A 23,404-nucleotide genomic window follows, 5' to 3' on the forward strand; every position below is an offset into this window, starting at 1 on the left:
CCTCCGCCGGCCCGGGTCAGGAGAGTGAGAAGCCCAGCTTGTTCACCACCGGCGTCATCGGCACGTACATCACCTGCGAGTAGCAGGTCGTCGTGTGCGCCGTGGAGCCGGCCGGGCAGCCGACCTCGGACCGGGCGGCCACGATCACGCCGCGGGCCTCCATGTCGCCGTTGGCGCCGGACGGGTTCGCCACGGCCGGGCCGCCGCTGTCCCCCTTCGCGGCGATCGCCCGCCGGTCGCCGCCCTTCGACTCCACGACGTCCACCGGCTTGATCTTCGTGCCCGCGTCGTTCGTCGTCTCCACGTCGACCCTCTTGATCTGCACGTCGCACTTCCACCCCGACTGGGCGCCGCTGAGGCAGACGAGGTCCCCGACGTTGTTCCGCCCGATCCCGTAGGTGTGCCGGGACGAGCCGCCTTTGTCCGACCAGGGGCCGTCGTAGAACCGGCCGCCGCCGTTGCCGTTGACCGCGATCGTGCCGACGTCCAGGCCGTCGCCGGTCGCGGACAGGTCGCCGATGTAGCTGCCGGTGCCGTTGTAGTACCGGCCGCCGCCGCAGTGCGCGGCGGTCAGCACCACCTTCGCGCCGCCCTTCCAGCCGCTGAACGCCGTCGAGCAGAACGACGCCTTCGCGGTGTTCACCTCGGCGCCCGCGTAGTACGGCGCGCCGTCGGAGTGCCGGCTGCCGGACAGCGCCACCGGCGTTCCCTCGACGCCGGCCGTCACCGGCATCCCGGCGATCTCGGCGGCCCGCGAGGAGTACGCCTGCTGGGTCGTGTCGCCGCCGGTCAGCCGCGCCGCCTTCGCCTGCGCGTACGTGATCGTGATGGCGGCGCCGTCCTCCTGCGGGCCGATCGACGTCCACGCGTCGCGGGTGACGGCGGCGGTGAACCGGTCGATCGCGGCGCGCATCTCCGCGCGGGAGTGCGGGCTCCGGTGGACGTCGACGGTGTAGCCGGGGCCGGCGTTCGCGTCGAGCAGGGCCCTGACCCTGGCCGGGGCCTCGCCCTTCCAGTAGATGTCGGCGTGCTGGTTCGACGCGTCGATCACGGTCCCGGCGTAGCCGGCCGCCGCCGGATCCCCGGACTCCACCCAGTCCTGCACCGGGTCCGTCATGTGGTGGAGCAGCTGCTGGGCCTGCGGGTCACGGAGCACCGGCAGGCTGACGGACGGGATCGGCCCGTCGCGCACGACGTCGGCGGCGACCAGGGCGGAGGCGACCACGGTGGTCAGCGCCAGGGGCAGCACGAGGCGGGAGCGGCGCATGAGCGGGTCCTTTCGGTGAGCCGATGGGCCGACACTCAGCGTAGGGACCAATGGACGATCCGCTACGACCGGAAGCCGCTCACCGGGCCACCAGTCGGTGTGCGCGCGAGACAACGCGCCCCCGGCAGGGACTGGACAACGCCCCGGAGGCCGATGGGGCGCCTGTGCCCCGACTGCCGCTCCGGGGCGGCCGCGTGAGAAGTCGGACCGGCCGACTTCTCACGCCGGCCGATCGGTACCATCGAGCCGTGAACCTGTACTGGCACGTCGTGCTGCCACCGCTCAGCGCCTGATCGGGCGCGCGCTCCGGTGGCTTGATCCCCTGCGACCCCGGCTCGGCCCGATGAGGGCCGCCGCGGGCTGATGGCGTGCGCCCGTTCTCGAAACCCCCTCTGACGGTCTTCGACGACGGAAGTTCACGACTGTGCCGAATCGTTTGTCCTCGCCTGCCCGCTCCCTGTCCGCGACTCCCCGGCGGGCCCGTCCGCGCGGCGGCGCGGTGCCGATCCTGATCGCCGCCGTGCTCTGGGGCACCACCGGGACGGCCAGTTCACTGGCGCCCGGGGGCGCCCCGGCGGCCGGGATCGGGGCCGCCGGGCTGGTGCTCGGCGGGCTGCTGCTGTTCCTCACCGACCGGGCGGCCCTGGCGCTGCCCCGCAGCTGCGCGTCGCGCGAGCGGTGGCAGCTCGCGGCCGGCGCGGTCGCGGTGGCCGGGTACCCGCTGACGTTCTACCCGGCGGTGAGCCGGACCGGGGTGGCGGTGGCCACCGTGATCGCGCTCGGCAGCGCGCCGGTGTTCACCGGGCTGCTCGGGTGGCTCGCCCGCCAGGGGCGGCCCGGCGGGCGGTGGGCCGGGGCCACGGCGCTCGCCGTGCTCGGCTGCGTGCTCTTGGTGCTGGGCCCCGAACTCGCCGGTGGCGGTGGGGCGGTGGACCCGCTGGGCGTGCTGCTGGCGGCACTCTCCGGGCTCTCGTACGCCGTGTACTCGCTGATCGGCGGACGGCTGATCTCGCACGGGCACCCCTCGGGCGGGGTGATGGGGGCGATGTTCGGCGGCGGTGCGCTGATCGTCCTGCCGGTGCTGCTCGCCGGTGACCTCGGGTGGCTGGCCACGGCGCGCGGGGCGGGAGTAGTCCTGCACCTCGCGGTGGTCACCACCTTCCTCGCGTACTGGCTGTTCGGCCGCGGCCTGCGGCACACCACCGCCCAGACGGCCACCACGCTGACCCTCGCCGAGCCCGCCGTCGCGGCGGTCCTCGGCGTGGCCGCCCTCGGCGAGCGCCTGCCCGCCGTCTCCTGGTGCGGACTCGCCGTCCTGGCCGGGGGATTGGCCTTCCTCGCCCTCCCCGGAAAGCGGTAGTCGCATAGCCTGCGCGGGAAGTCGGCCGGGCCGGCTTCCCGCGCGATGGTGCAAAGCGGTTGCGGCCGGTGATCCCGTTTGCTGGGCTTGCGGGCGGGTCCGATCGGGCCCGCCCGCAAGCCTTGCCGCTACGAGGGGACTCCCGTCATGCCCGACACCGCCGCCGTCACGCTCGACCTGCTCGCCCGCTACCGGCGGGCGATGCTCGTCCTGGACGCGGACGCCCTCGCCGACCTCTACGCGGAGGACGGGGTGCACGAGTTCCCGTTCCTCTTCCCCGGGGTGCCCGAGCGGTACCGGGGGCGGGAGGAGATCCGGGCCGGCTACCGCGCGATCTGGGGTGCGAGCGCGGCGCGGCCGCGGGAGATCCGGGAGGTGGGCGTCCACCCGGGGGCCGACCCCGAGGTGCTCACCGTCGAGCAGCAGGTGATCGGCACCCTCGCCACCACCGGCGAGCCCTTCACGGTGCCGGGCCTGTTGGTGATGCGCGCCCGGGGCGGTCTGCTGGTGCACGTCCGGGACTACATGGACGGCCTCGGCGTGGCCCATGCGATGGGCCGACTGGGCGCCGTCGCGGCGCAGTTGGGGGCCGGGGAGTAGTGAGAGACCGGCCGGCCTCCCGCGAGGGCCGGGCGGGTCAGAGGCCGAAGTGGGCGGCGATGCCGGCCAGGACGCAGTCGAGGCCGGTCTCGAACTGCCAGCCGGGGTCGTCCTTGCGGGTGGCCTCGCGGAGGTAACGCTGGTAGCCGGGGTAGCGGCCGGTGCCCATCAGCCAGCTCATCCGGGGGGCGAGGCCGGCCCGGGTCTGGTCGCCGTCGGACCAGCCGCGCTCGCGGCGCAGGGCGTCCAGGGCGACCTCGGCGGTGACCGAGCCGTGGACGTAGCCGGTGACGGTGCGGAACACCGCCATGGTGGTGTCGGCGTCCAGGCCGTGGCCCGCCAAGGCGGCGAAGGCGCGCTCGGGGACGGCGAGCTGGTGGGGGCTGAGGGAGAACGGGGTGGCCGTCCGGACGGTCCACGGGTGGGCGAGGTGCATGGCGCGCAGGTGGACGGCCAGGGCGCGCATGGCGTCCCGCCAGCCCTCCGTGGGGGCGTCCAGCGGGAGTTGGCCGTACACGAAGTCGACCATCAGCTCGATGAGTTCGTCCTTGCCGGAGACGTACCGGTAGGCGGCCATCGGGGCGACGCCGAGGGCGGTGGCCAGCCGGCGCATGGTGACGGCGTCCAGGCCCTCGGCGTCGGCGATGGCGACCGCGGCCTCGGCGATCCGGTGGGGGGTCAGGGTGGTGCGCGGCGTGGGGGCCGGGCGCTCCAGGCGCTCCCAGAGCGAGACCTGGGGTTTGTCGCTGGCGCCACTGGGGGCCTGCTGGGCGGGCATCGGGCGGGCTCCTTCCGGCCGGGGACGCTCTCACCGTAGCACTCACGGTGTACGGCGTATCGGCAGTGGACGGCGTACGCGCCGCTGTGTACGTTGTATCCACGACGGATACGCCGTACACAGCAGTCATCCCGGAGGGGGATCCCCATGTCCACGGAGCAGAAGCCTGCGGAGCAGAGCGCGGAGCAGAGCCTGAAGGTCGCCGTCCTCGTCGGCAGCACCCGCGAGGGCCGCTTCGGCCCGGTCGTCACCGACTGGCTGCTCGGCCACCTCGAAGCCCACGGCGGTCTGACCGCCGACCGGATCGACCTGGTGGAGACCCCGCTGCCCACCACCTTCCCGTCCTTCGGTGGTGAACTGCCGCCGGGTGACGCCGAGTTGCTGGCCGCCGTGTCGCCCCGGCTGGAGGCGGCCGACGCCTTCGTGATCGTCACGCCCGAGTACAACCACAGCTTCCCGGCCCCGCTGAAGAACGCCATCGACTGGCACAACCGGCAGTGGCACGGCAAGCCGGTCGGCTTCGTCTCGTACGGCGGCCTGTCCGGCGGCCTGCGGGCGGTCGAGCAGCTCCGGGTGGTGATGGCCGAGCTGAACGCCGCCACGATCCGCAACACGGTCAGCTTCCACGGCGCCGCGCAGTGCTTCGACGCCGACGGAAGGGCGACCGACCCGGCCGCGGACGCCGCCGCCAAGACCATGCTCGACCAGCTCACCTGGTGGGCCCGGGCGCTGCGGGACGCCCGGCAGGCCCGCCCGTTCGCGGCCTGAGCCCGGTGGAGGGGGACGGAGGGGGAACGGACATGGTCGCGGAACCGGTCGAGGACAGGCCCAGGCCGCCGCTGCTCGGCGTGATCGGCCTGATGCTCGGCATCTTCCTCGCGGCCCTCGACGGGCAGATCATCGGCACCGCGCTGCCGACCGTCGTCGGGGACCTCGGCGGGCTGGAGCACCTCTCCTGGGCGGTCACCGCCTACCTGCTGACCTCCGCCGCCGCCACCCCGCTCTGGGGCCGGCTCGGCGACCTGTACGGGCGCAAAGGTGCCTACCAGTGGGCGGTGGTGCTCTTCCTGGCCGGCTCGATACTGTCCGGACTGGCCCAGGACATGGGGGAGTTGATCGCCTTCCGGGCGGTGCAGGGGGTCGGCGCGGGCGGACTGATGGTCGGCGCCCTCTCGGTGATCGGGGTGCTCATCCCCGCGTCCGACCGGGGGCGGGTGCAGTCGGTGATCGGTGTGCTGATGCCGATCGCCATCATCGGCGGGCCGCTGCTCGGCGGCTTCCTCACCGACCGGCTCAGCTGGCGCTGGGCGTTCTACGTCAACGTGCCGGTGGGCCTGCTGGCGCTGCTCGCGGTCGGGACGGGGGTGCGGCTGCGGACGGAACGGGTGCGGGCGCCCTTCGACTGGGCCGGGGTCGCCCTGCTGACCACCGGCATCACCGCGCTCACCCTGGTGGGCAGCTGGGGCGGCACCGCGTACGCCTGGACCTCCCCGTGGATCCTCGGGACGGCGGCGGTGGCGGTGGCCGCGCTCGGCTGGTTCGCCCGGACCGAGCTGCGCGCCCCCGGGCCGCTGATCCCGCCCGCGCTGTTCCGCAACCGCGACTTCACCGTCGCCCAGGTGCTCGGCTTCCTGGCCGGCGCGCTGATGATCGCCCTGGTCGGCTACCTGCCGCAGTACCTCCAGCTGGCCCGGGGCGCCTCGCCCACCGTCGGCGGCCTGCTCCTGCTGCCGCTGATGCTCGGCATGCTGGGCGCCCAGCTGGTGACGGCCCGGCTGATGGGCCGGCCGGGCGGCGAGCGGCGCTACCCGCTGCTGGGCGGGGGGCTGGCCCTGGCCGGCTCCGCGCTGCTGCTGCTCCTGCGCGCCGACACCCCGACCGCCCTCGCCTCCGCGCTCACCGCCGTCGCCGGGGTCGGCCTCGGCCTGGTGCTGCAGAGCACCATGCTGACCTCGATGGGCGCCGTCCCGCCCCGGGACATGGGCGCCGCGATGGGCGTGGTCACCCTGCTGCGCGGCGTCGGCGGCTCGCTCGGCATGGCCGCCCTCGGCGCGGTCTACACGGCCCGGCTCACCGGCTCGCTCGCCGCCCGGCTGGGCCCCGACGAGGCGGCCCGGCTGACCGGCGGCGGCGGCCTCACCCCGGCCGCCCTGACCGGGCTGCCCGGCACCGTCCGGGAGGCCGTCGGCACGGCGGTGACGGCCGGCCTGCACGGGGCGCTGGTCGGTGGGGTGCTACTGGCGGCCGCGGCCACCGCGGTGGCCTGCCTGGCCCGCCCGCGGCGGGAGGAGCCCCAGGAGCCGGCGGAGGCCGCCGCACCCGCGGAGGCGGGCGCGGCGCGGTGATCAGGGGAGCGCGACGGCCCCCGGCGGAGCGGAACTCCGCCGGGGGCCGCCCGCACTCTCAGGCGATCAGCACTCGATGACGTTCACGGCGAGGCCGCCGCGCGAGGTCTCCTTGTACTTGATCTTCATGTCGGCCCCGGTCTCCTTCATCGTCTTGATCGCCTTGTCCAGCGAGACGTGGTGCCGCCCGTCGCCGCGCAGCGCCATCCGGGCCGCGGTGACGGCCTTCACCGAGGCCATGCCGTTGCGCTCGATGCAGGGGATCTGGACCAGGCCGCCGACCGGGTCGCAGGTGAGGCCGAGGTTGTGCTCGATGCCGATCTCGGCGGCGTTCTCGACCTGCTCGGGGCTGCCGCCGAGGACCTCGGCGAGGCCGCCCGCGGCCATCGAGCAGGCGGAGCCGACCTCGCCCTGGCAGCCGACCTCGGCGCCGGAGATGGAGGCGTTCTCCTTGAACAGCATGCCGATGGCGCCGGCCGCGAGCAGGAAGCGGACGATGCCGTCGTCGTCGGCGCCCGGGATGAAGTTCAGGTAGTAGTGCAGGGTGGCCGGGATGATCCCGGCGGCGCCGTTGGTCGGCGCGGTGACCACCCGGCGGCCGGAGGCGTTCTCCTCGTTGACCGCCATCGCGTAGAGCGTCACCCACTCCATCGCGTTGGCGGGACCGATCCCCTCGGCGCGCAGCGCCCGGGCCGCGGCCGCCGCCCGGCGGCGGACCTTCAGGCCGCCCGGCAGGATGCCCTCGCGGGTCATGCCGGCCCGCACGCACTCCTGCATCACGGACCAGATCTCCAGCAGCCCGGTGCGGATCTCCTCCTCGCTGCGCCAGGCCTTCTCGTTCTCCAGCATCAGGCCGGAGATCGACAGCCCGGTCTCCCGGCTGAGCCGCAGCAGCTCGTCACCGGTGCGGAAGGGGTACTTCAGCACGGTGTCGTCGGGCTTGACCCGGTCCGCGCCGATCGCGTCCTCGTCCACCACGAAGCCGCCGCCGACCGAGTAGTAGGTCTTCTCCAGCAGGGCCGAGCCGTCCGCCGCGTACGCCCACAGGGTCATGCCGTTGGCGTGGTACGGCAGCGAGCGGCGGCGGTGCAGGACCAGCTGGCTGTCCGGGTCGAAGTCGATGGTGTGCTCGCCGAGCAGGCTGAGCCGCTTCTCGGCGGTGATCCGCTCGACGTCCTTGTCGGCCCGGTCGACGTCGACGGTGCGGGGCGAGTAGCCCTCCAGGCCCAGCAGGACGGCCTTCGGGGTGCCGTGGCCGTGGCCGGTGGCGCCGAGCGAGCCGTAGAGCTCGGCGCGGACGGACGTCACCCCGTCCAGCAGGCCTTCGGAGCGCAGTCGGCGGGCGAACATCCGGGCGGCACGCATCGGACCCACGGTGTGGGAGCTCGACGGGCCGATGCCGATGGAGAAGAGGTCGAAGACGCTGAGGGCCACGGGGGACGTCCTTGTCTGGTCTCGTGGAAGGACTTGCAGGCAGGGGAGGCGGACACGGGACGGGGCACCGCACGCACTGTCCAGTGTGCGCGGTGCCCCGGGGTCCGAGGTACGCCGGCGGGGTGAGGCCGGTCACCCCTCCCGAACGATCACCGGAGTGATCAGAGGTTCGGGTACAGCGGGTACTTCGCGGCGAGGGCGGTGACCCGGGCCTTCAGTGCGTCGGCGACGGTCTCGTCGAAGGCGGGCTTGAGCGCCTCGGCGATGATGTCGGCGACCTCGCGGAAGTCCTCGGCCTGGAAGCCGCGGGTGGCCAGCGCCGGGGTGCCGATGCGCAGGCCGGAGGTGACCATCGGCGGACGCGGGTCGTTCGGGATGGCGTTGCGGTTGACGGTGATGCCGACCTCGTGCAGTCGGTCCTCGGCCTGCTGGCCGTCGAGCTCGCTGTTGCGCAGGTCGACCAGGACCAGGTGGACGTCGGTGCCGCCGGACAGCACGGACGCGCCGGCCTCGGCCACGTCGGCCTGGAGCAGGCGCTCGGCGAGGATGCGGGCGCCGTCCAGGGTGCGCTGCTGGCGCTCCTTGAACTCCTCCGAGGCCGCGACCTTGAAGGCGACGGCCTTGCCGGCGATCACGTGCTCCAGCGGGCCGCCCTGCTGGCCGGGGAAGACCGCGGAGTTGATCTTCTTGGCGAACTCGGCCTTGGACAGGATGACGCCGCCGCGCGGGCCGCCCAGGGTCTTGTGGGTGGTGGTGGTGACCACGTCCGCGTAGGGCACCGGGTTGGGGTGCAGCCCGGCGGCCACCAGGCCGGCGAAGTGCGCCATGTCCACCATGAGCAGCGCGCCGACCTCGTCGGCGACCCGGCGGAACGCGGCGAAGTCCAGCTGGCGCGGGTAGGCGGACCAGCCGGCGATGATCAGCTTCGGCTGGTGCTCCTTGGCGAGGCGCTCGACCTCGGCCATGTCGACCTGGCCGGTCTTCTCGTCCACGTGGTACGCGGCCACGTTGTAGAGCTTGCCGGAGAAGTTGATCTTCATGCCGTGGGTCAGGTGACCGCCGTGGGCCAGGGACAGGCCCAGGATGGTGTCGCCCGGCTGGATCAGCGCGAACATCGCGGCGGCGTTGGCCTGCGCGCCGGAGTGCGGCTGGACGTTGGCGTGCTCGGCGCCGAACAGGGCCTTGATGCGGTCGATCGCGATCTGCTCGACCACGTCGACGTGCTCGCAGCCACCGTAGTAGCGGCGGCCGGGGTAGCCCTCCGCGTACTTGTTGGTGAGCACCGAGCCCTGGGCCTCCATGACCGCCACCGGGGCGAAGTTCTCGGAGGCGATCATCTCCAGGGTGGTCTGCTGGCGGTGCAGCTCGGCGTCGACCGCGGCGGCGATCTCCGGGTCGAGGGAGTGCAGGGACTGGTTCAGAACCGTCATGGTGGTGGTCTTCCCGGGAGGAGGAGGGAAAGGGGCCGGGCGGGGCGGCCGCCGTGCGACCGCCCCTGCCAGGGGCTCAGCCCTGGGGGTTGATGAGCGCGGTGTACTCGTCCGCGCCGAGCAGCTCGTCGGTGGCCTCGACGCGCACCTTGAACAGCCAGGCGGCCCCGAACGGGTCGGCGTTCACGGCGGCCGGGTCGGCGACGACGTCCTCGTTGATCTCGGTGACCTCGCCGGTCACCGGGGAGAACAGGTCGCTGACCGACTTGGTGGACTCCAGCTCGCCACAGGTCTCACCGGCGGTCACGGTGGAGCCGACCTCGGGCAGCTGCACGTAGACGATGTCACCGAGGGCGGTGGCGGCGTGCTCGGTGATGCCGATGGTCGAGACACCGTCCGCGTCCGCGGCGGTCAGCCACTCGTGCTCCTTGGTGTACTGCAGGTGCTGGGGGTTGCTCATGGCGTCATTCTCCAGGATGGGAAGCGGGCACGGCGAAGCGGGCCGTCACTCGGACGGCTGCGACGTGCGGGTACGGGGGGAAAACGGGCCCGAGGGCCTCAGCGGGCGCGCTTGTAGAACGGCAGCGCCACGACCTGGACCGGCTCGTGCCGGCCGCGCACGTCCACCGCGACGGTGGTGCCGGGGACGGCGTGGGCGGCGTCGACGTAGGCCATCGCGATCGGCTGCCCCAGGGTCGGGGACGGCGCGCCCGAGGTGATCCGGCCGATCGGCTCGCCCTCGGTGGAGACCACGGTGTACTCGGCGCGCGGCACCCGCTTGCCCTCGGACACCAGGCCGACCAGCACCTTCGGCGGGTTGGTCTCGGCCGCGGCGGCGGCCTGCTCCAGCGCCTTGCGGCCGACGAAGGCGCCCTCGTTGGTGGTCTTGTCGAAGCGCACGACCCGGCCCAGACCGGCGTCGAACGGGGTGAGGTCGGTGGACAGCTCGTGCCCGTACAGCGGCATGCCGGCCTCCAGGCGCAGCGTGTCGCGGCAGGACAGGCCGCACGGGACCAGGCCGCGGCCCTCGCCGGCGGCGGTCAGCGCCTGCCAGACCGGCTCGGCGTCGACCGGGTGGCAGAAGATCTCGAAGCCGTCCTCGCCGGTGTAGCCGGTGCGGGCGAGCAGCACCTCGCGGCCGGCCACCAGGGCCGGGAGGATCGCGTAGTACTTCAGGCCGGGCAGGTCGGCGTCGGTGGTCTCCGCCAGGATGCCGGTGGCCTCGGGGCCCTGGACGGCGATCAGCGCGTAGGTGTCGCGGTCGTCGGTGACGACGGCGTCGAAGCCCTTGGCACGGGCGATCAGCTCGTCGAGGACCAGCTGGGCGTTGGAGGCGTTGGCGACGACCAGGAAGGCGTCCTCGCGCAGGCGGTAGACGATCAGGTCGTCCAGGATGCCGCCGTCCTCGGCGCAGATCATGGTGTAGCGGGCGCGCAGCACACCCAGCGCGGAGACGAAGCCGACCAGCGCGTGGTCCAGCATCTCGCCGGCCTGCGGGCCGGTGACGGTGATCTCGCCCATGTGCGAGAGGTCGAACAGGCCGGCCTTGGTGCGGACGGCGAGGTGCTCCTCGCGCTCGCTGCCGTAGCGCAGCGGCATGTCCCAGCCGGCGAAGTCGGTCATGGTCGCGCCGAGGGCGCGGTGCAGCGTGTCGAGCGCGGTCAGGCGGGGGGACGACATGGCCAGGAACTCCTCGGTCGGGGCACTCAGGGGTGCGCGCGCCGGAACGGACCCGCTCGGGGGCCGACCCTGCGCGCGGGCATGCGGCGGCGTGGGTCTCCCCATCTGTCGTCGAACCTGAGAGCTTCACCGCCCACCTGCCCGCAGCCGTTTCCAGCGTCGGGCTGGTTCCAGCTTGGGGGACAGCATGGCGGCTTGCACCGTGGGTGGGCGCACGACAGGGCCGGGCGCCGCTTTCCAGATGTGCCTAACCCGTGCGGTAGGGGTGCCTGAGAGATTCCGGGGAGGACTTGCTCCTTCGGCGCCGGCTGTACCTGATCGGCACTCCGGGCTCTCCCGCGCGGGTTCGAGCGGCCGGTATGGAGTTGTGGGGCCCGCGGCGCATGCCGTCGGACGCGCACATCATGGCACGTCCGGGACGAGGAGGGGAGAGGGGACCCGGTCACACGGCGGGACCCGGTCACAGGGCGCGGTACCCGAACACGGGCCCTGGGAGTGACGACCGGGGGCCCTAGACTGCTGCGCGTCGGCGCAGCAGAGGGCGGCCGACCGGCAGAGGGCGGAATCGGCGGCACATGGGGTACCCGGTGGAGCAGCAGCAGGGGTGGGGCGGACCGGAGGAGGCGCCGTCGGGCGGCTCCTGGCCGGCCAACGAGCTGGAACAGGTGCTGACCGCGGCCCTGGGCGACCCGGGCGCGACGCCCCGGGTGATCGAGGTGCTGGCCCGCAGTCAGGTGTGGGTGCCGCTGCCGGCCGGGGCCGACCCGCAGGGGCAGTCGCTGGACCTGCCGACCGTCGAGCTGGGCGGCGACCCGTACGTGCCGGTGTTCTCCTCGCAGGAGGTGTTCCTCCAGCAGGCGCCGGGAATGGCCTTCGCGATCGCGCCGGTGTGGGAGCTCGCCCGCGGGCTGCCGCTGGGCCTGGGCATCGCGGTGAACCCGGACGCGGCGGTGGGCATCCCGGTGCCGCCGCAGGGGGTCGCCGAGCTGCGCCGCGGTCCGCGCGAGGACCGCTGGGAGGCCGCCGGCGACACCGCGGAGCCGACCGGCGGGCGGGTGGCGCTGCGCGAGCCGGTGCCGGGCGAGGACCCGGAGCACTTCCTGGCCGCCTGCCGCGGCGAACTGTCGGCCCTGCCCGGGGTGTTGACCGCGCGCAGGGCGCTGGCCAGCGTCGAGGGCGAGCCGACCGTGATGTTCGTGGGCGTCCAGCTGGACCCGGCGGCGCCGGCCGATCCGGCCGCGGTGAACGACGCGCTCGGCCGAGCGCTGGGAACCGCGCCGCTGCCCGGCGGCGTCCACCTCGTACTGCTCGACCTCGCCGACGACCCGGTGGTCGAGTGGCTGCTCACCCGGGTGATGCCTTTCTACGCGCGGGTGTGAGCGGGGTCCGGATCAAGGCACGTCGCCGTGGCGGTGGCCGGTGCCGCGCCATAGGGTGCGTGCAGACGGCCGACGGGCCGGCGGTTGAGGGAAAGAGGCGCGGCGAGGTGGGCGCATGAGTGCGGGAGCGGGAGCGGGCGGTGTGCCGGGGCCCTGGGGCCAGGCACCGGCCGGGCACCCGGGAGCTGACCCGGGCGCGTTGGAGCGCGCCCTGCGCGACGTCGCGCCGGAGCGCTACGACGCGTACGAGCGGCTGCTGCACGCCCTGGCGGACGGCAAGGTCTGGATGCTGCTGTGGCACGGCACCCCGGGCAGCCCGGACGCGCAGTACGGGAACATGGAGATCAGCGGCCACGGCTACGCGCCGGCCGTCACCTCGCCCGAGCAGCTGACCTCCTCCGGCTGGGCGCGGGCCCACGAGGTCATCTCCGGCCGGGAGATCGCGGCCTCGCTGTACCGCACCCGCTGGGGTCTGTGGCTCAACCCGCACGCGCCCGGCGGTGGCGTCGGGGTGCCCTGGGCGGACCTCAGGCGCGTCGCCGCGGGCCTGGACCGGCTGCCGGCCGGGCCGTTGAAGCTCAGCGAGCCGCAGCTGAACGCCCAGCCCTTCTTCGCGCTGCTGGAGCGGCAGGCCGGCGAGGTGCGCGCGGTACGGGCGCTGCGCCGGGCCTGGGTGCAGCCCGCGGTGGGGGAGCCGTACCTGGCCATCGGCCTGGACCTGTACGAGAGTTCGCCGCCGGCGGTGGAGGCGGTGCGGGCGCTGATGCAGCGCGCGATCGCGGTGGCCCCGGAGGGGCTCGCGGTGTCCACGGTGGCGATGTCGGACGAGTACGACCCGGTGGCGCTGTGGATGCGCGCCAACGCGCGGCCGTTCTTCGACCGGGAGGCGGGACGCCCGCCGACCGGCCCGTACCCGCCGGTGCCCCCGCCGCCCTACCCCGGTCAGTCGGCGCCCGGTTACGCCTACGGCACCCAGCCGCCGGCGCAGGGCTGGCAGCAGCAGTCGCCGCAGCACCCGCAGCGGCCCTGGCCCGGATACCCCGGGCGCTGATTCCCAAAACCCATTCCCCGAAGCCGACTTGATTGTCCGTCAAGTCGGCTTCGATGCTTTCCGGACGAATTTCCGGAAGTGTGGCCCGGTCATCTTGACATGGCAGTTACAGCCATGTGAAGAGGTATATGCCGAAGATCGGGGAGGTGCATGTACGCAGATCACAGTTGGGCATCTGTCGGTTGTCAGGGCTGGCGCAAGCCAGTTCGGATGGCAGAGAGTTCTGCGCAACGCACCGCGTGTACTGGAACCCCACAAAGGTGAGCGCGGACGCCGACAGCCCGCCCGCGCGACGCCCATCCCGCGTGGTGGCAGTGCCTGTGCACGACGCACTGCCGTCAACACCCGCTCCTGCTAAGCACCTCCGCACGTCCGCAGCCGCACCGCCGAAGCCGGCGACCGGCACCCGTGGGGCCGGCCACCGTCGGCGAGGGGACCAACTGACCATGACCGCATCCGTGACCACCGCCGGGAACGATCCGGAGACCTCCTCCGCCACGAGCCCGGCCAAGAAGATCGAGGGCCGCTCCCTCGGCCAGATCGCCTGGACCCGCTTCAAGCGGGACAAGGCCGCCGTCGCCGGCGGTGTCGTGGTGATCCTCCTGATCGCGCTCGCCGTGCTGGCCAAGCCGATCGAGTCGCTGTTCGGGCTCAACCCGGACGCCCTCAACCAGGACCTGCTGGACGCCGACCTCGGCGGTCTGCCGCTCGGCGACTGGGGCGGCATGAGCTGGGACCACCCGCTCGGCGTCGACCCGCTCCAGGGCCGTGACCTGCTCACCCGTGTCATCGAGGGTTCCTGGGTCTCCCTGCTGGTCGCCTTCGGCGCGACCCTGCTCTCCAACACCATCGGCACCGTGCTCGGCATCATGGCCGGCTACTACGGCGGCTGGGTGGACACCCTGATCAGCCGGGTGATGGACGTCTTCCTCGCGTTCCCGCTGCTGCTCTTCGCGATCGCGATCTCGACCTCGCTCCAGGGCGGGGCGTTCGGCCTGCACGGCCTTCCGCTGCACATGCTGGTGCTGATCTTCGTGATCGGCTTCTTCAACTGGCCCTACATGGGCCGGATCGTGCGCGGCCAGACGCTGTCGCTGCGCGAACGGGAGTTCGTCCACGCGGCCCGCAGCCTGGGGGCGCGCGGCCCGTTCATCCTGTTCAAGGAACTGCTGCCCAACCTGGTCGGTCCGATCCTGGTCTACTCGACCCTGCTGATCCCGACCAACATCCTCTTCGAGGCCGGGCTGAGCTTCCTCGGCGTCGGCATCCAGCCGCCGCAGGCCTCCTGGGGCGGGATGCTCCAGGACGCGATCCGGTACTACCAGGTGGACCCCCAGTACATGGTGGTCCCCGGCCTGGCGATCTTCGTCACCGTGCTCGCCTTCAACCTGCTCGGCGACGGGCTGCGCGACGCCCTCGACCCCAAGAACAACTGACTTCACTGCTCCCTGACCCGGCGTCATGCTGACCGCACGTCACATGATCCGACGTCAAAGCTCCCTCCATCGCCTCCACATCCTCTAGGGGTTGATCTCACCCATGCGTAGGTCCCGTACCGTCGCCCTGACCGCCGCGGCCGCTGCCGTGGTCCTGGTCGTGACCGGCTGCACCAGTTCGTCGAAGAGCGGAGGGTCCTCCTCGGCCTCCGGTGACGCCGCGGGCGGCTCCGGCGCCAACGCCGCCACCAAGGGCGTCGTCAACGCCTCGGACAAGAAGGGCGGGACGGTGACCTTCGAGATGAAGGGCACCCCGGACTCGCTCGACCCGGGCAACACGTACTACGCGTACATCTACAACTTCTCGCGCCTGTACGCCCGTCCGCTGACCACCTTCAACCCGGCGCCGGGCGAGGAGGGCAACAAGCTCGTCCCCGACCTCGCCGAGTCGATGGGCCAGCCCAGCGCGGACGGCCTGACCTGGACGTACAAGCTGCGCAAGGGCCTGAAGTACGACGACGGCACCCCGATCAGCTCGAAGGACGTCAAGTACGCCGTCGAGCGCTCGAACTACGCGCTGGACGTGAACTCCAACGGCCCGGTCTACTTCCACGACCTGCTGGTGGACAACGCCACGCCGTACGCCGGTCCGTACAAGGACAAGGAGGGCGGCCTCAACTCGATCGAGACGCCCGACGACACCACGGTCGTCTTCCACCTGAAGCACCCCTTCGCCGACTTCGACTACCTGGTCAGCGCCCCGCAGACCGCGCCGGTCCCGCAGGCCAAGGACACCGGCTCGGAGTACGTGAAGCACATCGCGTCCTCGGGCTCCTACAAGTTCGAGTCCTACGAGGACGGCAAGCAGGCCGTCCTGGTGCCGAACACCAACTGGGACCCGAGCACCGACCCGATCCGCAAGCAGCTCGCGGACAAGCTCCTGCTCAAGTTCAACATCGACCAGGCCACCATCGACAAGGACCTGCTGGCCGGCAACGCCCAGGTCGACCTGGTGGGCGGCGGCGTCGACCCGCAGACCCAGGCGCAGATCCTCCAGAACCCGAAGCTGAAGGCCAGCACCGACAACGCCTACGGCGGCCGCCTGGTCTACATGGCGATCAACTCCAAGCTCGCGCCGTTCGACAACGTCGAGTGCCGCAAGGCCGTCCAGTACGCGATCGACAAGGTCTCGGTGCAGACCGCGGTCGGCGGCCCGATCCGCGGCCAGATCGCCAACACGGTGCTCCCGCCGGACATCGCGGGCCACCAGGACTTCAACACGTACGAGACCAAGGACAACAAGGGCGACGAGGCCAAGGCCAAGCAGGCCCTGAAGGCCTGCGGCAAGGAGGGCGGCATCAACACCGTCCTCTCGGCCCGCACCGAGCGCGCCACCGAGGTCGCCGCGGCCACCTCGATCCAGGCCGCGCTGAAGAAGGTCGGCATCAACGCCGAGATCCAGCAGTACCCGCAGGGCAAGTACCTCCAGGACAGCGCCGGCTCGCCGCAGTTCGCCGCCGAGCACAACATCGGCCTGATGATGATGCAGTGGGGCGCCGACTGGCCGACCGGCTACGGCTTCCTCCAGCAGATCGTCGACGGCCGCACGATCAAGCCGTCCGGCAACAACAACCTCGCCCAGCTGGACGACCCGGCGGTCAACAAGCTGATCGACGACGCCGCGATCAACCCGGACAAGACGGCCCGCGAGAAGATCTACAGCGAGATCGACAAGAAGGTCATGGACCAGGCAGTCTACGTCCCGCTGACCTACTTCAAGGTCTTCCTGTACCGCCCGGACAACGCCACCAACATGGTCTCCACCTCGGCGTTCTCGGGTGAGTACGACTACCTGAACATCGGCACCACCAAGTAAGAGCCTGGCTCCGCATCCCTGAAGGCAGGTGAAGGCAGCGGCGCCCGCCGCCGTCCGGTAGACCCCGGACGGCGGCGGGCCGCCGGAGCCGCCCAACTGTGTTTGCCTACATCATCCGCAGGATCATCGCGGCGGCGATACTGCTGCTGGTCGTCAGCGCTGTCACCTTCGCGATCTTCTTCCTGCTCCCGCGCCTCGCCGGAGAGACGGCCGACCAACTGGCCGCCCAGTACATCGGGAAGAACCCCTCACCCGACGCGATCGCCGCGGTCAAGAAGAACCTCGGCCTCGACCAGCCGCTGTACTCCCAGTACTGGAACTTCCTCAAGGGACTGGTCAGCGGCGCCGAGTACAACTTCGGGCCCGAACCGGCCACCTGCCACGTGCCCTGCTTCGGCTACTCCTTCAAGAACCACCTTGAGGTCTGGCCCGAGCTGACCAAGCGCATCCCGACCACCATGTCGCTCGCCGCCGGCGCGGCCGTGCTCTGGCTGGTCTCCGGCGTCGCCACCGGCGTCGTCTCCGCCCTCAAGCCGCGCTCGATCTTCGACCGGCTCTCCATGGGCGTCGCGCTCGCCGGCGTCTCGCTGCCGGTCTTCTTCACCGGCGCGCTGCTGCTCACGGTGTTCAGCTACGAGTGGCCGATCCTGGACAACCTGCACTACGTCGACTTCACCGAGAACCCGCTGATGTGGGCCCGCAACCTGATCCTGCCCTGGATCTCGCTGGCCTTCCTCTACTCCGCGCTCTACGCCCGGCTCACCCGCGCCGGAATGCTGGAGACCATGAGCGAGGACTACATCCGCACCGCCCGGGCCAAGGGCCTGGCCGAGCACAAGGTCGTCACCCGGCACGGGCTGCGCGCCGCGCTCACCCCGATCGTCACCATCTTCGGCATGGACCTCGGGCTGCTGCTCGGCGGCGCGCTGATCACCGAGCAGGTCTTCTCGCTCCAGGGCGTCGGCCAGTTCGCCGTCCAGGCGATCGCCGACAACGACCTGCCCAAGATCCTCGGCGTCACCCTGCTCGCCGCCTTCTTCATCGTCGCCTGCAACCTCGTGGTCGACCTCCTGTACGCCCTCGTCGACCCCCGCGTGAGGCTCTCGTGACCGAGCTCAAGAAGACCACGGCGGACGCCGCGCAGACCCCGCCCGGCGATCCCTTCCTCTCGGTCCGGGACCTGCGGATCCACTTCGACACCGACGACGGCCTGGTCCGCTCGGTGGACGGGGTCAGCTTCGACCTGCACAAGGGACGCACCCTCGGCATCGTCGGCGAGTCCGGCTCCGGCAAGTCCGTCACCTCGCTGGGCATCATGGGCCTGCACCGCTCCAAGCGGGCCCGGATCAGCGGCGAGATCCGGCTGAACGGCGAGGACCTGATCGCGGCCGGCCCGGACCGGGTGCGCCGGCTGCGCGGCCGGGAACTGGCGATGATCTTCCAGGACCCGCTGACCGCGATGCACCCGTACTACACGGTGGGGCAGCAGATCGTCGAGGCGTACTGGGTGCACCACCCCCAGGCCTCCAAGAAGCAGGCCAGGGCCAGGGCGGTCGAGATGCTCGACCGGGTCGGCATCCCGCAGCCCGACCGCCGGGTGGACGACTTCCCGCACCAGTTCTCCGGCGGCATGCGCCAGCGCGCGATGATCGCCATGGCGCTGGTCAACGACCCCTCGCTGCTGATCGCCGACGAGCCCACCACCGCCCTGGACGTCACCGTCCAGGCGCAGATCCTGGACCTCATCCGCGACCTCCAGCAGGAGTTCGGCTCCGCCGTCATCATCATCACCCACGACCTCGGGGTGGTCGCCGAGCTGGCCGACGACATCCTGGTCATGTACGGCGGCAAGTGCATCGAGCGTGGACCGGCCGAGACCCTCTTCGACGCGCCCGAACACCCGTACACCTGGGGCCTGCTGGGCTCGATGCCGCGACTGGACCGGGAACTCCAGGACCGGCTGGTGCCGGTCAGGGGCACCCCGCCCAGCCTGATCAACGTGCCGTCCGGCTGCGCCTTCCACCCGCGCTGCCCGTACGCCGCCCTCACCGAGGGGCGCTCCACGAGCGAGGTCCCGGTGCTGGCCGAGGCCGCGCCCGGGCACTTCGCGGCCTGCCACCTGGCGGCCGGCGAACGGCACCGCATCTTCGCCGAAGAGATCGCGCCCCGGCTGTGAGCCCGGCCTCGTACCACCTTTCTGGAGAGAACCGATGACGGACACTCAGACGACCGGGACCCCGTCGCCGGCACCCGCCCCCGGCCGCGAGCCGCTGCTGAAGGTGACCGGCCTGACCCGGCACTTCCCGATCCGCAGCGGGCTGCTGCGCCGCCAGACCGGCGCGGTGCGGGCCGTCGACGGCATCGACTTCACGGTCAACGCCGGCGAGACGCTGGGCGTCGTGGGCGAGTCCGGCTGCGGCAAGTCGACCATGGGCCGACTGGTCACCCGGCTCGACGAACCCACCGGCGGGGCCATCGAGTTCGAGGGCACCGACATCACCCACCTGAGCGTCGGGGCGATGCGGCCGCTGCGCCGCGACATCCAGATGATCTTCCAGGACCCGTACTCCTCGCTGAACCCCCGGCACACCGTCGGCACCATCGTCGGCGCGCCGTTCAAGCTCCAGAACGCGGTGCCCGCGGGCGGCCTCAAGAAGGCCGTCCAGGAACTGCTGGAACTGTGCGGACTCAGCCCCGAGCACTACAACCGCTACCCGCACGAGTTCTCCGGCGGCCAGCGCCAGCGCATCGGCATCGCCCGCGCGCTCGCGCTCAAGCCGAAGATGATCGTCGCGGACGAGCCGGTCTCCGCGCTGGACGTCTCGATCCAGGCGCAGGTGGTCAACCTGCTGGACGACCTCCAGCAGGAACTCGGGCTGACCTACCTGATCATCGCGCACGACCTCTCGGTGGTCCGGCACGTCTCGGACCGGGTCGCGGTGATGTACCTCGGCAAGATCGTGGAGATCGCCGACCGGGACGCGCTCTACCGCAGCCCGATGCACCCGTACACCAACGCGCTGATGTCCGCGGTGCCCGTCCCCGACCCGCGCCGGCGCCACAGCGGGGGCCGCGAGCGCATCCTGCTCAAGGGCGACGTCCCCTCGCCGATCAACCCGCCCAGCGGCTGCCGCTTCCGCACCCGGTGCTGGAAGGCGCAGGACGTGTGCGCGAGCCAGGAGCCGCCGCTGGTGGCGCTGGAGTCGGGGCACCAGGTGGCGTGTCACTTCCCTGAGCGGAGCGAGGGGAACGACTAGCGCAGCCCGGAGCGGAGCGAGGGGAACGACTAGCGCAGCCCCGAGAACGCGCCGGCCGGCGCTGCCGCGTCCTGACCGCCGGGGCTCGTACGAGAGAGGCCGCCCACCCCGGGTTTCCGGGGCGGGCGGCCTCTTCGTCGTCCCTGCCGTCGTCGGCGTCGCGGGTCAGGCGCTGCCGACCGGTACCGGCGTCGCCTCCCGGGCCGCCGCCGGCTCCGGTGCGCGCGGGCCGGGAGGGGCGGCGGCAGCCGGGCCGTCGTGCAGCGGGGCAGCCGGGAAGCGGCGGTTCAGCGCCTTGACCGCCTTGCGGCCGAGGTTCTGGAACGGGATCTCGACCAGCCGGTAGGCGAGGTAGCTGAGCAGCAGCAGCGCGGCCGTGAAGGCGACGAACTGGACGCTGCGGCCCTGCCAGGACTCGAACGGCTTACGGTCCTCCAGCAGCCACTCCATCCCGTGGATGACCGGGTTGTGCAGCAGGTACAGCGAGTAGCTGATCGTCCCGAGCCAGGACAGCCAGCGCGGGAACCGCCGCCGGCGCAGCAGCATGCCGACCGCGAACACCGCCCAGGCGGCCAGGTAAGCGAAGGAGAACGCCTTCCAGGACTCGCTCCAGGTGTGCCACAGGGCCTGGTCGCGGTTGTACATGTAGCCGGACACCACGCCCGAGGTCAGCACGAAGGCGCAGCAGAGCAGGGCCGGGACCTTGTCGATCTGGCCGTGCTCCAGCCGGTACAGCACCGTGCCGGCGAACATCGTTGCGAAGATGATCAGGGTCTCGAAGGCGGCGGCCCGGCTGTTCAGCAGGATCAGCACCAGGCCCAGCCCGCCGATCATGGAGCCGCCCCAACGGGTCAGGTCGGCCCGGCCGGTGAAGATGCAGACCATCGCCGCGACCACCACGATCCCGGCGGCCAGCACCAGGTGCCGGATGGCCGGCAGCCCGCTGCCGGTGATGGTGCTGAGCGGCAGCCAGGCGCCGAGGACGAGCGCGGCGGCGGCGAAGCCGATCGAGATCGGGGCGCTCTGCCGGTGCCAGCCGCGGACGAACAGGGCCGTCACGAAGTAGTAGAAGATCATCTCGTAGGTGAGCGTCCACATCACCCCGATGACGTTGGTGACGCCCATCATGTCCTGGACCATCAGCCCGTTGCCCGCCAGCGTGAGCAGCGGGTGGTCGAACACCCAGCCCTGGATCACCGTGTGGCTGCGCGGCAGGATCAGCAGGCTCAGCACCACGGTGACGATGACCACCGGGTAGATCCGGAAGAACCGGCCGGCCCAGAACGCCCGCACATCGCCGCGCCGTTCCAGCGAGGCCGGGATGATGTACCCGCTGACCAGGAAGAACAGCATCACGCCGAAGATGCCGGGGTCGAGGTAGCGCGGCACGTGGTTGGCGTGCAGCCAGACGAACGGCAGGGCCAGGTGGTAGACCGCCACCGAGAGCGCGGCTATGCCACGCAGGGCATCGAGCCAGCCGAGTCTCGACGAGGCGACGGCGGCTCCGGTGCCCGCCGCTGCGGGGGGGCCCGAGCGGCGTCGGGTCGCACGTTCGATGAGCTTCACAGACGGGAGGCTACCGGAACGCGTACGTGCAGTACGGGCGGCGGTCCGGCGCTCCGACCCCGAGCAGTGGCCCTGCCGTGTCGGCAGCAGCCAGAACCCGAGCACGAGGGTGTCGGCCCTGATCGACGCGTCGTGCCGGTGCCGCCTTGGAAGGGACGGCGTAGTCGGCAGTGGGCCGCGCCGGCCGATGGGGTCGGCCGGCGCGGTGGGGTGTTGGTGTGGTGGGGGTTTCAGCGGCTGGTTCCGCCGAGTCCGGAGGGGCCCTGCCAGGTGCCGTTGTTGACCCAGTCGTTGGCGAGGCTGCCGTAGGTGTCGATGAAGGCGACGTGGGTGCCGGCGGCGTCGGTGGCGATGGAGGAGCCGGGGCGGGCTTGGCCGCCGATGCCTGCGGGGCCCTGCCAGGTGCCGTTGTTGACCCAGTCGTTGGCGACGTTGCCGTTGGGGTCGATGAAGAAGATGTGGTCGCCGTTGGCGTTGAAGGCGAGGGGGGAGTCGTTGCGGGCTTGGCCGCCGAGTCCGGAGGGGCCCTGCCAGGTGCCGTTGTTGACCCAGTCGTTGGCGAGATTGCCGTTGTTGTCGACGAAGGCGACGAGGGTGCCGGCGGCGTTGGTGGTGAGGGAGGAGCCGGGGCGGGCCTTGCCGCCGATGGGGGAGGGGCCCTGCCAGACGCCGTTGCTGACCCAGTCGTTCATCACGTTGCCGTCGGGGTCGATGAAGAAGGCGTGGTCGGCGTTGGCGTTGAGGACCACGGGGGAGTCGCTGCGGGCCTTGCCGCCGAGTCCGGAGGGGCCCTGCCAGGCGCCGTTGCTGACCCAGTCGTTCATCACGTTGCCGCTGGGGTCGACGAACGCGACGTGGCCGGCATTGGCATCCATCGACACCGTGCCGAGGCTGGACGACCCGCCGGAGGATCCGCCGGACGTCGCCCCGAGCGAGACACCGGGGTAGTAGACGCCGAGTATCGACTGCCAGGACTGGCCGGCGAGGGCACAGTTCTGGGACCCCCACTGGCTGAGCGTGTTCGGGTACCTGGACAAGCCGGAGCCACAGGACTCCGAGGTGTTCCCGGTGAGCGTCGCCTGGTAGGAGGCCTGGAAGATCGAGCCGTTCTTGGTCATGGCGGTGTTCCAGGTCGACTGCACCGCGGAGCTGGTGGAAGCGGTCGCCCGACCGGGCACGTAGCGCTGGTAGTTGATCGAATCGTCGACGTTGTAGCAGGTTCCGCTGTGGGAACCACCGCGCCAGTTGTTGATCCAGTACCACGCGTAGGTCTTGGCTGCCATCGCGCCTGCCTGAAGTGAGGCAGGCTGCCAGGAGGGGACCCATTCGCTGGGCAGTACGTCCTGGACGTACGACTGGAACGGCACGTTGTACACGCCGATCTCGGTGCCCGCCACCGGGGCACCGGTGCTGGTGTGCTGCGCGTACTCCAGTACTCGAATGGTGGAGGGCGGGGTTGAATCGGACGAGTAGCCTCCGCAGTTGCCGGACGTAGCCGGTGCCACAGCGATTCGGGGAGCGAGCGGGGTGCTTGGCGGCGTGATCTGATCACTGGCCGACTGGGCCCGGCTCGTCAGCCGCACGTTCAGCGAATCGCCCGTGTTCGCCGGGGTCACGCCGGTAAGTCGGTACGTGCCGAATTTCGGAGCCGTCACCGTGATCGTCACGGCCTTGCCGGCCGGATCCGGGTAGTCGAACTTGAATCCGCCCGAGTGGTCGGTGTGGCCGACGAGAGTGCCGTCCACCTCAATGCGCGCGCCGGGGACGGCGGGCATCGAGGCGGCAGGGGTGATCACTCCGTCGGACATCCGATCCGCGCGGGCATCGGTCACGGTCCCTGACATGCTGATCGAGAGTGGTGGCGAGCCGTCCGGCAAGGGGGACGCAGCTGCCGTGCCTGCAGCGGCACAGCATACGGCCGCCATGGCCGTGACACCGCTGAGCG

At 71.8% G+C, this 23,404-nt stretch carries 19 protein-coding genes and 1 riboswitch; of the genes, 11 read left to right on the forward strand and 8 right to left on the reverse strand.

Features of this window, described 5'->3' with window-relative positions:
- Positions 1-16 precede the first annotated feature (16 nt).
- On the reverse strand, positions 17-1,267 hold the full coding sequence (locus BU198_RS20620; protein ID WP_188298321.1) for a hypothetical protein: 1,251 nt from the start codon (positions 1,265-1,267) through the stop codon (positions 17-19).
- 424 nt (positions 1,268-1,691) lie between these two features.
- Between BU198_RS20620 and BU198_RS20625 the strand changes: the two genes are divergently transcribed.
- Both BU198_RS20625 and BU198_RS20630 read left to right on the forward strand, forming a co-directional pair.
- A complete protein-coding gene (locus BU198_RS20625; RefSeq protein ID WP_188298322.1) occupies positions 1,692-2,627 on the forward strand; it encodes a DMT family transporter in 936 nt (311 codons plus the stop codon).
- Between the two features lie 147 nt (positions 2,628-2,774).
- Positions 2,775-3,227 carry a nuclear transport factor 2 family protein gene (locus BU198_RS20630; RefSeq protein ID WP_188298323.1) on the forward strand — a complete coding sequence of 151 codons (453 nt, stop codon included), beginning with the start codon at positions 2,775-2,777 and terminating at the stop codon, positions 3,225-3,227.
- Between the two features lie 37 nt (positions 3,228-3,264).
- On the opposite strand, the gene BU198_RS20635 is transcribed toward BU198_RS20630, so the two are convergent.
- The gene (locus BU198_RS20635; protein WP_188298324.1) at positions 3,265-4,005 is read right to left on the reverse strand and encodes a TetR/AcrR family transcriptional regulator; all 741 of its coding nucleotides are present in this window, start codon (positions 4,003-4,005) and stop codon (positions 3,265-3,267) included.
- A 147-nt stretch (positions 4,006-4,152) separates the two neighbouring features.
- Here BU198_RS20635 and BU198_RS20640 point away from each other — a divergent pair, with 147 nt between their 5' ends.
- Both BU198_RS20640 and BU198_RS20645 read left to right on the forward strand, forming a co-directional pair.
- On the forward strand, positions 4,153-4,773 hold the full coding sequence (locus BU198_RS20640; protein ID WP_188298325.1) for an NADPH-dependent FMN reductase: 621 nt from the start codon (positions 4,153-4,155) through the stop codon (positions 4,771-4,773).
- 32 nt (positions 4,774-4,805) lie between these two features.
- Positions 4,806-6,350, forward strand: coding sequence for an MFS transporter (locus BU198_RS20645; RefSeq protein ID WP_188298326.1), 1,545 nt, complete (start codon positions 4,806-4,808; stop codon positions 6,348-6,350).
- 66 nt (positions 6,351-6,416) lie between these two features.
- Here the strand turns inward: BU198_RS20645 and BU198_RS20650 are convergent, their stop codons facing one another.
- The 4 genes from BU198_RS20650 to gcvT form a co-directional block, all read right to left on the reverse strand.
- Entirely contained in the window at positions 6,417-7,784 is a 1,368-nt protein-coding gene (locus BU198_RS20650; protein ID WP_188298327.1) for an L-serine ammonia-lyase, read from the reverse strand.
- Positions 7,785-7,945: 161 nt separating this feature from the next.
- Entirely contained in the window at positions 7,946-9,214 is a 1,269-nt protein-coding gene (gene glyA, locus BU198_RS20655) for a serine hydroxymethyltransferase (protein WP_188298328.1), read from the reverse strand.
- 76 nt (positions 9,215-9,290) lie between these two features.
- Entirely contained in the window at positions 9,291-9,674 is a 384-nt protein-coding gene (gene gcvH / locus BU198_RS20660; protein ID WP_188298329.1) for a glycine cleavage system protein GcvH, read from the reverse strand.
- A gap of 98 nt (positions 9,675-9,772) precedes the next feature.
- Positions 9,773-10,894 (reverse strand): glycine cleavage system aminomethyltransferase GcvT, encoded by a 1,122-nt coding sequence (gcvT, locus tag BU198_RS20665; protein ID WP_411293216.1) that lies wholly within the window; start codon positions 10,892-10,894, stop codon positions 9,773-9,775.
- Positions 10,895-11,141: 247 nt separating this feature from the next.
- Positions 11,142-11,243: riboswitch (glycine riboswitch) on the reverse strand.
- A 226-nt stretch (positions 11,244-11,469) separates the two neighbouring features.
- On the opposite strand from gcvT, the gene BU198_RS20670 reads away from it, so the two are divergent.
- The 7 genes from BU198_RS20670 to BU198_RS20700 all read left to right on the forward strand — a co-directional run bounded on the left by BU198_RS20670 (position 11,470) and on the right by BU198_RS20700 (position 19,893).
- Entirely contained in the window at positions 11,470-12,273 is an 804-nt protein-coding gene (locus BU198_RS20670; protein ID WP_188298330.1) for an enhanced serine sensitivity protein SseB C-terminal domain-containing protein, read from the forward strand.
- 115 nt (positions 12,274-12,388) lie between these two features.
- Positions 12,389-13,324, forward strand: a complete 936-nt coding sequence (locus BU198_RS20675; protein ID WP_188298331.1) for an enhanced serine sensitivity protein SseB C-terminal domain-containing protein — start codon at positions 12,389-12,391, stop codon at positions 13,322-13,324.
- Positions 13,325-13,770: 446 nt separating this feature from the next.
- The gene (locus BU198_RS20680) at positions 13,771-14,760 is read left to right on the forward strand and encodes an ABC transporter permease (protein ID WP_188298332.1); all 990 of its coding nucleotides are present in this window, start codon (positions 13,771-13,773) and stop codon (positions 14,758-14,760) included.
- 103 nt (positions 14,761-14,863) lie between these two features.
- Positions 14,864-16,636, forward strand: coding sequence for an ABC transporter substrate-binding protein (locus BU198_RS20685; protein WP_188298333.1), 1,773 nt, complete (start codon positions 14,864-14,866; stop codon positions 16,634-16,636).
- Positions 16,637-16,734: 98 nt separating this feature from the next.
- Positions 16,735-17,745, forward strand: a complete 1,011-nt coding sequence (locus BU198_RS20690) for an ABC transporter permease (protein WP_188298334.1) — start codon at positions 16,735-16,737, stop codon at positions 17,743-17,745.
- Positions 17,742-18,812: an ABC transporter ATP-binding protein gene (locus BU198_RS20695; RefSeq protein ID WP_188298335.1), complete on the forward strand. Its 1,071-nt coding sequence runs from the start codon at positions 17,742-17,744 to the stop codon at positions 18,810-18,812. The genes BU198_RS20690 and BU198_RS20695 overlap by 4 nt, the downstream gene beginning before the upstream one ends.
- Positions 18,813-18,846: 34 nt before the next feature.
- Positions 18,847-19,893 (forward strand): ABC transporter ATP-binding protein, encoded by a 1,047-nt coding sequence (locus BU198_RS20700; protein WP_188298336.1) that lies wholly within the window; start codon positions 18,847-18,849, stop codon positions 19,891-19,893.
- 165 nt (positions 19,894-20,058) lie between these two features.
- On the opposite strand, the gene BU198_RS20705 is transcribed toward BU198_RS20700, so the two are convergent.
- Positions 20,059-21,459 (reverse strand): acyltransferase family protein, encoded by a 1,401-nt coding sequence (locus BU198_RS20705; protein ID WP_188298337.1) that lies wholly within the window; start codon positions 21,457-21,459, stop codon positions 20,059-20,061.
- A gap of 230 nt (positions 21,460-21,689) precedes the next feature.
- Positions 21,690-23,291 carry a SpoIID/LytB domain-containing protein gene (locus tag BU198_RS20710; protein WP_188298338.1) on the reverse strand — a complete coding sequence of 534 codons (1,602 nt, stop codon included), beginning with the start codon at positions 23,289-23,291 and terminating at the stop codon, positions 21,690-21,692.
- Positions 23,292-23,404: the final 113 nt, after the last annotated feature.

Origin of the sequence: Streptomyces sp. CBMA156 (genome assembly GCF_014596515.1) — a bacterium.
Taxonomy (GTDB): domain Bacteria; phylum Actinomycetota; class Actinomycetes; order Streptomycetales; family Streptomycetaceae; genus Kitasatospora.